Consider the following 13,450-nt stretch of genomic DNA (forward strand, 5'->3'; position numbering starts at 1 on the left):
ATCTATCAAACAGTTCCTGTTTTTCTATGGCACTTGCATCTTTTTTTAAATATCCCCACACATGAAGAACGGCATTACTGAAATCTTTCCTGCTCTCATTCATGTCTTTTATTTTTTGTATTTTCTCTTTCAGAAATGAAGCATCCAATTCATTCCCTTTCAGGTACTCTCTTATCCGGAGATATTCCTTATGTGATTTACTCAGTACATAGTATTTTTTTTGCCCATAACTCTTCACATTCTTTCCTTATATTTTTATAACTCATACTCTCTTTTCTTTCAAAATAATTGAATGTTTAATATCATAATAACTTATGTAAGATTAAACAGATTCAAAACTTATATCGTCATATTGTATCAAATATAATTATAATAATATAGTCAAAAGTTAAAAACAAATCTTTGATTAATCACAACTTCCAATAAAAAAACTGCCAAAATATATCTAACATCCTGACAGTTATACTTACATGGCTTTCTTTTATATATACTAATTTAATGCATGAAACCTTTCTTCAAGTGCATCTTGTAAAACTCTTGAAATATTTAAGTTCAACCGTTTTGCCTCAACATTCATCCAACTCGGTATAGTCAAATTTTTCCTAACCATTTTCTTATCCAGTTTTTTTCTGTATCTTGTTAAGTCTGCATCTACAGTTGTAATTATACCTTTTGTATAATCGAAGCTTTCACCCTCATGAATACTCTTAGCTAAATCTATAGCCTTTTCATAATTTGACGGTCCCGGAATTTCTTTTTTGCTATCCTCAATACTTAAACACTTTAAGCTTATAGCGTCTCTAGCCATTTCAATAGCATCCGGCAGATCTTTGCCCTCTGTATATATCATCAAATCCGGAACAAATACTAAGTAAATATCATCCGACCTCTCAATCAATGTTGGATATACAACTCTCATTTTCTTACTCCTTTTAATCTTAAACATCTTGACAAAATTCGATTGGTATCTATTTTATTCCCCATTTCCTTAATATCCCCTTTGCAGTGATTTCATTTATATCACGATGTCTTGGTACTGTCTCAGATTCATCTTCTCCTCTTTCAAAAATATCATATTCTTTTCCATGTCGTTTGAGTTTAAATCCTGCCTCTTCCAGCTTTCTTATTAAATCTCTACGCTTCATCACTTTCTCCTGATATCATTTATACTGTACGTACTTTATGCGTACTTGTCAATATTTTTACTTTATTTATTTTTTCAAGAAACAACAATATAAATATCTAATACAAAAACTGCCAAAATATATCTCATATCCTGACAGTTATACTTACATGGCTTTCTTTATTTTTCAATATGTTAGGTATCAATGAGCGGCTACCTAGTAAGCCTTAACTGTGACACTTCTTTCATTGATACTTCGCAGTTATAAACCATTCTTTATTTGATTTTTACATGGATTCAGACGGTTTTTATAAAATATATAAAAACATATCTGTCTGCAACTTATATACTCGCTATAACCTGCGTGGGCTTTGCTTTAGGTAGTATTTTTATATATTTTTGTATGTAAAAATCGTATTTGGGATTTTCAGATTGAATAATCATTTAGAATACTATGATTTCCTGTTCTGCAGATTGACAGGTTTATTTCATAGAAATTGAATTTTAGAATTTTAACTTTTATATTGGGGACTTTGATGGCTAAACTATCATTTATAAAAGTTATTTATAAATTTCTCCTTTCTCCGTCTTTATATAAATTATAACCCTCAAACGCTTTACACGCAATATGGAATAGTTGTTCGGTCGATATATGGCAAGATAGATTGTGCAAAATATAAAAAAGAGAGCCTTACTCGACTCTCCTTTTTATGTACTAATTATTTTTTGCTCTGTAAATATATATGGTCTTTTCCGATTTATTGCCGGCAAGGTCTATGGCACTTATTTTTATACTGTTTTGCCCCTCTTTTAGCGGAACTTCTATTTGTGTAACTATCTGCGTAGTATTACCGTCTTTACCTTCAATATAAGAAATTGAGGTTTTATCGTCAGTATCTATAAGTGAGTCTCCGTTATAGAGACTTAATTTAAATGAATTATCACGTGAGCGAACCTTTATTTTTACCGTATCGGAATCAAGCTCTCTTTCATAGACCTTATAATCAATAAAAGGATTTATCTTATCGTAGAATAATCTTCTTACCATACTTGCCGATTTTTCGTTTTTAGTACTTACCTCAACTTTTATATTAACATTAAATGCTTCAAGTTTCAGTTTACTTTCAAAAGAATATGCCTCTCCCTTATATATTACATTTCCGTTCTTTTTGTAGATAATATTGCTTTTTACAAGATCCTCTTTTCCTATATTTATCGGACTTGAAAGTTCATTTCCTTCATTATCTACAAGCTTTATTTGCACACTTTCTACACTGTCATCCTCGTCCACATATCCTACAAAACCTGATACATCTATCTGCTTTTCTTCACCTTCTGTATTGCCAAGTACATCAAAAAACTCAGGTGTTTTAAGGAATACTGCAGGATATGGCTTTCTTTCCGCATTTGATGCGGTAGCATTATTAATTGTAATATCTGTAATACCTGCTTCTTCTATTCTCTCATGAGTATTTTGCATAGGCTTTCCGTCTCTAAATACTGTTATAATATCAAAGCTTGTTTCAACAGGATTTATTGTAAATTCATAACAAAGCTTGTCCTCATCATATTTGAAATTATATTTTTTTGATATTTCGGAATTTACTTTATTATCCAAAATTATATTTTCTTCGATATTATCATGTTTCAAAGTAAGTTTATGCAAATGTGACTCTTCATCCGCCAACTTTATCCTAATCACCGCTTCCTTTTCTATCAGACTGTAAGTCATATCATCAAGTTTTATATCGTTTACATAAACGCTTGCATTTTTATTGCTTATATAGTCAAAAAAGTTAAGGAAATTAATCTGATTATAATTGCCTTCTCTGACATCTGAAAGAGTGGTTCTGCTTTTATTATCCATATAGTCAACGGCATCTATTATAAGATCTGAAGTATCCGCAAAATACGGACAATGTACTTCAATATCCGAATTTCTGTAACCGTTGGTATAAACATATACTTCCCCTCTTGCGGTTGGACTGTCCGGTACCGCTTCTACAGGTATATTAAGCTTGCCGTCTTCAACTTTTACAAGTTCCTTTCCGTCCTTCACAGGTTCATCTTGGAATCTTATAACAAAGGATTTTCCGTATCTTATACTTGTATCGGCCTTATCATCCTGTGCATATCTTATCGACTGCAAATATACATTCTCTATACCTATGCCCTTATCATGAACATTAAATACTATCTCCTTCATATTGCCGTCAATATCATTCACCTGCACTTCACTAGCCGTGCTTAGATTCGGAGCCATGCTGTCCACACGCACAGGGAATTTATAGACCTGTTCTCCGTTGCCTCCTACATTATTAGTATTAAGCTTTGCCTTTATACAATATATGTACTCGGTACCGTCCTCTGCAATTCCTTCACCGATTTTTCCGTCCCATACCGACTCCGGCATAAACTTAAAGCTTTTATTGACCGAAAGTCTGCTAAGCTTCCTTACCTGCTTTGAAACTCCTAAAACTCTTAAAGTTTCCTCTGTCTTCGCATCAAGTATCGAATACTCTACCTGCTCCATATTTCTGAGTGGTGCTATTCTTGCCGCAACATCGGGATAGTACTTACTGTTCGGCGAAAAATATATTTCATTATTGTACAGTGGAAGTTTAAGCATCATACTTGTTCCAAGCATTGAAGAGCTTACTCCGGCATTTTTATTTACAAAAAATTGTACATTTCTTTTTTCACTTCCGATCTCAGGAAGCTGAAATGCATCTATAGCTCTTTGTTTACCCCAATCTCCGTAAAATCCGAGGAAAGGTATATTAAGATTTGATATACCCTCTTTGTCCTTAAGACTTATAAAACCTTCTATAAAGTTATCCTCTTCAAGGTTTTCCGCATCCGAGTAATCCATAGTGAAATCTATACTTGCGGATGAATGTGCTTCCACGCTTATCTCTCTGCTTATATTAGACTCATTTGAATGTAATATTTCAGATCTTTGCAACCTATATGTACCGTCTGTGGGCTCATAAAGTGCAACTGAATTTATATCATAGCTTTTTGTACTGTCACCAAAGTTTTCAAGACTGAGTTTGACATCAAACCTTTTATCCTTAAGTTCTTTAAGCTCGAGCTTTCCGTCGGCTATATTGTCATTGGTTCCCTGTGCCCTTACTACTACAGTGGTTTTTAAGGCATTTTCAATATTTAGAGCACCGCTTCCCTGTTGTCTTACAAAGTAGGGTATATCTTCAAATATTCCCTCATCCTTTAAAGGAGTTGCGGTATTCATAAGTAAAAGTTTTATAAATTCCGAACTGTTATCTGTTTGTATATTCTTTGCCTTTATATATTGTTTAAGTATGGCTGTAGCTCCCGTTACCTGAGGAGCAGCCATTGAAGTACCGGACATATCCTTGTACTTATCGTCCTCAACAATTGAGTATATATGTCCTCCCGGAGCGGTTATCTCCGGCTTAATTCTAAGATCCGGAGTTGGCCCCCATGAAGAAAACTTTGAAACGCTTCCTCCCGCTACATTGTCGACATCCGTCATTTCAGTAAATATCTCAGGTCTCAGATTATTATTATAACCGTATTCCTCCATTAACTTATCATAGGTACTTCTTTTTATACGGATACAGGTAAGCTTTCCCGCATTACCCGGAACTTCAAGATTACCGCCTATCTGCTCAGCCATGCTCCTGTTGTTGTAAAAAACAATGGCGGCAGGTTTTAATTCAGCTATTGCCTCAAGTTTATCACCGAATCCTAAGCTGTCTTTTGTTGTAGGAATCTCAAAGAGTACAAGCTTACCTTCTATATTTTCTTTTTTAATAAGCTCTTGCTTAGCGTTTTTTAAATCAAATATATCTGCACTTATAATCTTTTTCGGATTTTCTCCTTTATGCAAATCCATCTCTTCATTTACATAGGCATCCCAGCTGTCCTTCCACCTTATGACATACATATGCCTTTTAGTATTTTCCATAGATGCAACCGCTATAGTTCCTTCATTTACAGCAGGATTTGCAATTAAAGCGGTATCATAATTTTCTTTTAAAGGCTCCACATTATTTATATTTCCGGAAGTAATATTTCCGTCATTACCGGCAGCAACTGAAATTACTATCCCGGCTTTTCTTGCCTTTTCTATAACCTCATTTTCCGGATAAGCTCTGTTCTCCATTGAAAATCCGGCTGCCGTTCCCAGGCTTAAGTTTATTACATCGGCCTTCAATGTTATAGCATCATCCAAGGCTTTCAACCAAATATCGGTAAAAGTTGTAGGATACTCAAGGTCATCTGAAAATACCTTAAGCGCAAGTATTTGTGCATTAGGTGCCACTCCGAAAGTCCCGCTCTCAATATCATTGGCGGCAGCTATTCCTGATACATGCATACCGTGCATTACACCGTAACTGTTACGTAAGTTCTTATTAAAATCATAATAATTATAGCCATAAGGTACTTTATCCGAATAATAAGAGCCTTTTAATCCGTTTTCAGCTATAATCTTTTCTATATCTGTCTTTGTATACATAGGATGTACAGATTCATCCAGTCTAAGTGCCTTATGTCTGTAGTCTATACCTGAGTCTATTACCGCAATAACACTTCCCTCGCCTTTATATCCAAGTGTATTCCACGCATATCCCGAACCTATTATACTGTTGGATGACTTAAGATAAGGTCTTTGAAACTCCTGTGATACATAAACACTTTTTACTCCGGGAAGCGCTTCTATTTTTTCTATCTCAGTCGCATCGGCACTTAGTGATATACCGTTAAATACTGTATCATAGTGCCTTACTTCCTTAGTATCCGCCTTTATATCCTCATTTTTTATATCTTTTACAAGCTTATCCTGATCTTCTTTCAGCTCCTGCTTTTTTTCATCTATAAAGGAATCATCCAGTTTATCATAGTCCATATCTTTATTTATGGCTTCTTCTATCAAGGAGTCCTTATCAAGCTCTATTATAAGCCTAAGCTCTTTCGGCTTATCTTCATTTTTTTCGGCATCGTTATCAGCCGAATTCAATTTTTTATCTGCCTCTTTTACATACTCTGAAACTCTGTCCCCGTTATTTTGTGCCGCAAATCCCGGCTTAGCTGTAGAAACCAAGGGATTTATAAGAAGTACGGCACAAAACAAGGCAAGTTTTTTACTTATTCTATTCATAAATCACCTATTCTATAATTATTTTAACTATAAATTTTATCTTGCCATAGTTCTTGTCGTTGATTACAAGATCCTCTAAGCTGCTTACAGCAAGCCTATATTCTCCTTTTTGAGCGTTTTTCACCTGATTAAGACTCTCACCTTCCCACTTTACATTAAGCTTTACTCCGTTATTTTCTCCGCTTAATTTAAGTCCTATAAGTGCTTTGTCTTCAAGAATCACTCCGTTAACGGCTTTATATTTTAATGTTTTATCCGCATATAAATGTTCGTTCAGTACTATAAAGTCTTCACTCAAATTTTCCGCTGCACTGTTTTTTTCGCCTTCATTAGGGGTACCTTCATTTACTTTGGGCAGTACTTCACTCTGAGTTTTCTTATTTTCAGTAATCTTTCCGGTACTTTTTTTCTCCTCCGGCTTAACTGTATCTTTATTTTGTGGTGTTACTTTTTCTTCGGTTTCTTTGTCACTTTGAGCTTTATTTTCTTTTTGATTATTGCTTCCGAAATAACTGTCTGATGAACCGTTACTTCTACTTCCCTTTATTATCCTCTTAACCGATCTTCCGCCTTCAGGCTTATACTCCTCCGGATTTGGCAAAGGTCCTACCTTCCCGTCAGGTCCCAAATTTGTATAGGAAATATTTTTACCGAGGCTTTTTGCCGATTGTAACTTTGAGTTTGAAAGTTGCACCTCAAAGTTTTGGCTTCCTGCGGCAATATATATTTTACTTATATCTGAATTTATAATCCTTAACCTTCCGTTACTCGACTTTTGGTTTATAAGTATCGGAGTCTGTATTTTTATATTTTCTATAACGGCATCATTGGTATTGACAACTATAAAAGCCTTTGACTTATTGTTTTCATCCGCCTTAAAATTTTGAGAGGTATTGATGATCGTAAGGAAAAGCTCTTTAATTACATCCCTTAACTCACCTCTGTTTAACACTTTACCGGGCTCAAAGTTCTTATCTTTTCCTTCAACAACACCAAGGTTTTCAAGTTCTTTTATATAGCCTCTTGACCATGACTGTAATTTCTCGTCATCAATAAAAGCTGTTTTACCCTCAGCCGCTTCAATACCTATATACTTTGCAAGTAGGTAATAGACCTCTTCCTTTTTAGGACTTTCATAAAGATTGGCAAATGATACATGCTCATCTATTATATTTAGTCCTTTTAATTTCTCTATAGAGCTTTTAACATACTCTTCATCCGCATTTGCGTAATTTCCTATGTCCGCTATGTCGGATCCCAAGTTGCCTGAAAGCTTTTCAAGTAATATAATCAAGTCTCTTTTGCTGATATTTACTTCGTTATCCGTATATGTTTTTTGCTCCGCTTTTGCAATTGGAGCAATAAAAAATAATTGAACACATATAGCTATGCTTAACAACAAAGTAAATTTTATTGCTTTTTTCATACTAATTTGTTTCTCCTGATTTTATTTTTTAAGTGTTTTATCTTCTGAATTTATCCGGACATAAGAAGATAAAGCACTTTAATTTTTTTAATCGCACTTATTGGCTAAACAATATCTATATATACATATTGTAGTAAATTATATCAGGAAAAAGTGAAATGTAAATAATATGCATATTTTTTTTCAAAAAAATTAATCTCTAAATAAAAACAAAAATATCCCGACAAATACAAGGCATTTTGTCCTTGTGACTTTGTCAGGATATTCATTATAAAAAATTTTATTTTCTAAGCTTTTTGGCTGACCTTGTTTTCATGACCGAAAATAAATGAACTTTTCGGCTCAAGAGCAAGCATCAATAAATTACCTAAAACACCTACCGCAAGGACTTCTCCAACACCTACTGTAAGCATCATATAAGGTATCAAATCCGGTAAACCGTAAGCATACTTCAGTACAAACGGAATAATAATTGCGTTTGCAAGTATCGGGGGTACACATACCAACCATTTTGAAATACTTCTGAGTCTATAGCTTAATATTGCACCTATAAGTGTAGCGAGTGTTCCGAATATAATATCGGGAAGTGCCGCTCCGCCAAGTATATTTGCCAAAAGGCATCCTATACTTACTCCCGGTATTGCCGCCACTGTAAAAAACGGCAGAATACAAAGTGCCTCAGAAATTCTGAACTGGATAGCACCGAAGCTGATAGGGGCAAATGCAAGTGTAAGCACTACATATACTGCCGCTATGACTGCACCCTGTGCCATCATTTTTGTTGTAGTATTTTTCATATCTTCTCCTTTAGTTTTGTTTTAGGTGAGGAAGGTTTCGAACTCACCAAGTACGCTAGATACTTTACGGTATTTTAAAGAATAAATCAAGTGTTTTCTCGGTATCCATATGTTTTATACTATAAACATGCCTTATAGATTTCAACTATGTCCTCATTTGTAAGTTCTACGAAGGCATCTTTTAAATATCCTCCGGTATTTGCATGCTCAGCCATTGCCACAAAATGCTTATCGTCAATACCAAGCTCTGTAAGAGTCATAGGAATACCTGTTTCTTTAAAGTAATTTTCAAGTGCATCTATTCCGGCAAATGCCAGCGCTCTCTCATCATCACCGCTAAGTCCCATTACATTCTTTGCAAATTTTACAAATCTCTCTGTAGCACTTGCATCTTTATTAAGAATATGGCGCATCCATCTTACGGTTAAAATAGCAAGACCTACTCCATGAGTAATATCATAATATGCGGAGAGCTCATGCTCCATTGCATGACATGGCCATCCTGTTTCCTGTTTACCATACTCAGGGATTCCCGAGCAGGCTACTGAAGAATTAGCCATAAGGTTTGCTCTAGCAGAATAGTTTGTAGGATCTTTAAGTGCAATCTTACAGTTTTTCATAACGGACTTTAATATAGTCTCCGCTATTCCGTCAGCTAAATCGCTGTCCGGTGTTCTTGAAAAATATCCTTCAAATATGTGGCTCATTATATCCGCACTACCTGCAGCTGTCTGATAAGGTGATACCGTATAAGTATATGTAGGATCGCATATACTTACTGCAGGATATGTATATACCGCACCCAATTTCTCATTTGTATCAAGATTTGAGATTACTCCTCCGGCATCAAACTCCGAACCTGTTGCGCTGAGTGTAAGTATATCTACAAGTGGAAGTGCTTTTGCTCTTCTAAAACTTGTTTTTACCATTTCCCAAAGATCATCACCCTCATAGTAATATCCTACCGCTATTGCCTTTGCACAGTCAATGGTACTTCCTCCACCTACCGCCAAGATCACATCTATATTATGCTCCTTGCAAAGTTTGACTCCACGTTTTACTGAAGTTATTCTTGGATTTGGCTCTATTCCGTCACATTCGGTGATATTGAAATTATTCTCTTTTAAAATCTTTATCACTTCATCATAAAGCCCTGTCTTTTTGATTGAGCCGCCGCCATAGGCAAGCAAAACATTTTTACCGAAAGGCTCCAATGATTTTGCCAGTCTTTTAATCTGTCCCTCACCAAAATACAATTTGGTAGGAATATCATGTTTGAAACTAAGCATATGTACCTCCACTTTTCATATACACAACAGGGGAATTATATTTTCAAAATCCCTATAATATTAGCTTTATTTTAATACAATGCTCAGTACATCTTCAACTCTTTTTACAGGTATTATTTCAAGCTCATTCAAAACTTCCTCTGCAACTTCTTTTAAATCATCCTTATTCTCATCAGGAATAAATACTTTCTTTATTCCCGCTCTGGCGGCAGCCATAAGTTTTTCCGGAAGTCCGCCTATTGGCATTACATTTCCTCTTAGAGAAACCTCTCCCGTCATGGCATACTCGGGTGATACCGGAATATTATTTACAAGTGATGAGAGCGCTGTAGTCATTGTAATACCTGCACTCGGTCCGTCCTTTGGTACCGCTCCTGCCGGTACATGGATATGAATATCATTTTTTTCAAATACTTCATAGCTTTCAGGATACATAGACTTTACAAGGCTGAGTGCAATATCCACACTCTCCTTCATTACATCACCAAGCTGACCTGTGATTTTCACCTTGCCCTTGCCTTTTGTAAGTATTGTCTCGATAAAGAGTATTTCTCCGCCTACAGCAGTCCATGCAAGACCTGTAACTACTCCTGCCTGCTTCTTCTCTAAGATTCCCTCATGTCTGACAGGTCTTTGATCAAGATAATCCTGTAATTCTTCCGGCTTTACATCCAATATTTCTTTATTGTTCTTAACAAGCTCAACTGCGGCATGTCGGCATAGAGCACTTATTTGCTTCTTTAATCCACGTACTCCGGCTTCCATAGTATATCCGTTTATAAGCGCTTTTATGGTCTCATCTTCTATTATAAGATTGTCCTCACTGATACCTGCCTTTTTCTTTGCCTTAGGTATCAAATGATCCTTTGCAATAGAAAACTTCTCAAGTGCAGTATATCCTGTAAATCTGATTACTTCCATTCTGTCAAGAAGTGGTCCCGGTATGGTATCAAGAGAGTTTGCGGTACATACAAATAATACATCTGACAAATCATACGGTACATTCATATAATGATCTGTGAAAGTATTGTTTTGCTCGGGATCAAGTACTTCAAGAAGTGCACTTGCAGGATCTCCATTGTATGATGATGCGAGCTTATCAATCTCATCCAGTACCATTACAGGATTTGATGTACCTGCCTTTTTCATACCGTCCATTATTCTTCCGGGCATTGCACCTATATAGGTTCTTCTATGTCCTCTGATATCTGCCTCATCTCTTACACCGCCGAGTGAGATTCTTACATACTCTCTGCCAAGTGCCTCTGCAATACTCTTTCCGATACTGGTCTTACCTGTACCCGGCGCACCTACAAAGAGCAGTATTGAACCGCTTTGCTTTTTATTTAGAGACATCACCGCCAGTTGCTCTATAATTCTCTTTTTAACCTTTTTAAGTCCATAATGCTCTCTGTCAAGGACTTCCATAGCATTATCAAGCTCTATATCCTTCGGCTCTTCTTTTTTCCAATGTAGAGAAGTGACAAAATCCAAATAATTGTAAAGAAGTCCATACTCATGACTGTCCTTACCCTCCTGCTTCATTCGATTGAGCACATTGTCGGCTTCTTTTCTTGCAGTCTCATTCATTCCGGAGTTTTCTATTTTTTCTTCAAACTTTCTTACTTCGGAAATGTTTTCGGGATGCATCTCATCCAAGGCTTTTTGAAGGAAATTTATCTGCTTTTTGATAGCATCTTCCCTATAAGCCTTCTCATGAAGCTCTTTTTGTGCCTGCTTTGCCTCTTCACTTACTTCATTTATAGCCATAAACTCTCTGGCATACTGAGCTATAAGCTCAGCTCTTGCTTTGGTTGAATCCTCCGACAGCACAGCATACTTTTCTTCAGGAGTAATATTCATAAAAGGCGAAAGTCCTACCATCACCTCATTCATATTCTTCCATGCCAGTACATAGCCTCTTGCCATAAGTCCCCATTGAAACTTGGTAACATAACTTAAAAGTTCATCTCTAAGTCCGACAAGCATTGCATTTGCATCATTAGGATCCAAATCGTCTATCTCAGGTCTTTGTACTCCAATAACATTTTGAGTATCAAAGTCTATATATTCAACATTTATTCTGTTAAATGCCTCAAGGTTGGCACCACCCTCATCATCTACAGACAGCACCTGTCCCGCAACAGCTATAGGATAGATATCTTCCATTGTAATATCTTTATCTTTCGGCTCTCTCAGGTAGAGAAATGTTACCTTTTCGCCAACAGATATCTTATCTACACCGGCCTCCTGTAAATAGTCTTTTCTGAAATATATTTTTGAACCCGGTAAAACCACCGTATTATATGTCGGTATTAATATCATATAACCTCCTTTATTAGCACTTATTATTAAAGAGTGCTAAAGTGAATTTATAAAAAAGAGGTTGAAACAATGGCTTGTTTACAACCTCCCCATCTATATGGCTAAATTATATCACTGGCACTCTCATCCGTCAAGTGATAATTAGATTTTGTAAAATTAATTCTGCAAACCTTTAATCGCTTTTGCCAAGCTGTCAAGTGCCATCTTCAAATATTCTCTCGGACATGCGATATTAAATCTCTCAAATCCTTCTCCGTCTACTCCGAACATTGCGCCTGAGTCGATCCAAAGTTTAGCCTTATTTACTATCAGATCCTCTCTCTCCTCTTCGGTAAGACCAAGCTCTCTAAGATCCACCCATACAAGGTATGTGCCTTCCGGCTCTATAAGTTTTACCTGTGGGATATTCTCTTTTAAATAGTCTCTAAGGAAATCGAGATTTCCCTTTATATACTCTCTTACAGCATCCAGCCATTCCTGTCCTGACTCATAAGCAGCTCTTGCAGCTACAAGTCCCATAGTATTCATCTGTGAATATCCGGATTTTACTATCTCATTTTTAAAAGCATCTTTAAGCTTCTTATTTTCTATAAAAATATTTGAAACCTGAAGACCTGCTATATTAAAGCTCTTACTTGGTGCTGTAGCAATTACCGAATTTGCCGCATACTCCTCTCCCAATGAAGCAAATACCGTATGCTTATTTCCGGGATATACAAAATCCGCATGAATCTCATCACTGAAGATTACCACATTATGCTTAATACAGATATCACCTATTCTTTTTAACTCTTCCTTACTCCAAACCCTACCTACCGGATTATGTGGAGAGCAAAGTATGAAAAGTTTTACCTGATTTTCCACTATCTTCTTTTCAAAATCTTCAAAATTCATCTCATATCTGCCGTCTTTAATTACAAGCGGCGAGTTGATAAGCTTTCTGTTATTGCTGAGTATCATCTCACTGAAAGGATAGTATACAGGTTGCTGTATGATAACACCGTCTCCTTCTTTTGAAAATGCCTTTACAGCCATTGCTATGGCATATACCACTCCCGGTGTCTTAACTAATGTACCTTTTTTAGGTTCCCATGAAAAGTTCTTTACAAACCAGTTTTTTACCACTTCAAAATAGTCGGACTGTACTTCCGTGTATCCGTAGATTCCATGGTCAACTCTTCTTTGCAAAGCGTCTGTAATCGGCTGTGCCACAGGAAAGTCCATATCGGCAACCCAGAGTGAAAGCTCGTCACCTTTTTTACCTCTAAGCTTTGCACAGTCAAACTTCAAGCTGTCTGTACCTTTTCGGTCTATGATCTTATCAAAATCGTACATATAACCCCC

The 13,450-nt window shown here is 36.1% G+C and carries 9 protein-coding genes; all 9 read right to left on the minus strand.

Going from position 1 to position 13,450, the window contains the following annotated elements; genetic code table 11:
• A partial coding sequence (locus HMPREF1135_RS08715) for a DUF1722 domain-containing protein (protein ID WP_007594263.1) occupies positions 1-238 on the minus strand: 238 nt, incomplete at its 3' end.
• A 252-nt stretch (positions 239-490) separates the two neighbouring features.
• Positions 491-919, minus strand: coding sequence for a type II toxin-antitoxin system HicB family antitoxin (locus HMPREF1135_RS08720; protein ID WP_007594266.1), 429 nt, complete (start codon positions 917-919; stop codon positions 491-493).
• Positions 920-968: 49 nt separating this feature from the next.
• Complete coding sequence (locus tag HMPREF1135_RS08725) at positions 969-1,145, minus strand: type II toxin-antitoxin system HicA family toxin (RefSeq protein WP_007594287.1); 177 nt, start codon at positions 1,143-1,145, stop codon at positions 969-971.
• 693 nt (positions 1,146-1,838) lie between these two features.
• A complete protein-coding gene (locus tag HMPREF1135_RS08730; protein WP_007594289.1) occupies positions 1,839-6,269 on the minus strand; it encodes a S8 family serine peptidase in 4,431 nt (1,476 codons plus the stop codon).
• Positions 6,270-6,276: 7 nt separating this feature from the next.
• Positions 6,277-7,695, minus strand: a complete 1,419-nt coding sequence (locus HMPREF1135_RS08735) for an S-layer homology domain-containing protein (protein WP_007594297.1) — start codon at positions 7,693-7,695, stop codon at positions 6,277-6,279.
• A 287-nt stretch (positions 7,696-7,982) separates the two neighbouring features.
• The gene (locus tag HMPREF1135_RS08740; protein ID WP_007594299.1) at positions 7,983-8,492 is read right to left on the minus strand and encodes a QueT transporter family protein; all 510 of its coding nucleotides are present in this window, start codon (positions 8,490-8,492) and stop codon (positions 7,983-7,985) included.
• Between the two features lie 119 nt (positions 8,493-8,611).
• Complete coding sequence (locus HMPREF1135_RS08745; protein WP_007594302.1) at positions 8,612-9,781, minus strand: iron-containing alcohol dehydrogenase; 1,170 nt, start codon at positions 9,779-9,781, stop codon at positions 8,612-8,614.
• 66 nt (positions 9,782-9,847) lie between these two features.
• Positions 9,848-12,106 carry an endopeptidase La gene (lon, locus tag HMPREF1135_RS08750; RefSeq protein ID WP_007594304.1) on the minus strand — a complete coding sequence of 753 codons (2,259 nt, stop codon included), beginning with the start codon at positions 12,104-12,106 and terminating at the stop codon, positions 9,848-9,850.
• Between the two features lie 156 nt (positions 12,107-12,262).
• Entirely contained in the window at positions 12,263-13,441 is a 1,179-nt protein-coding gene (locus tag HMPREF1135_RS08755; protein ID WP_007594306.1) for a MalY/PatB family protein, read from the minus strand.
• Between the last annotated feature and the right edge of the window lie 9 nt (positions 13,442-13,450).

This window comes from Lachnoanaerobaculum sp. OBRC5-5 (genome assembly GCF_000296385.1).
Classification (GTDB): domain Bacteria; phylum Bacillota; class Clostridia; order Lachnospirales; family Lachnospiraceae; genus Lachnoanaerobaculum.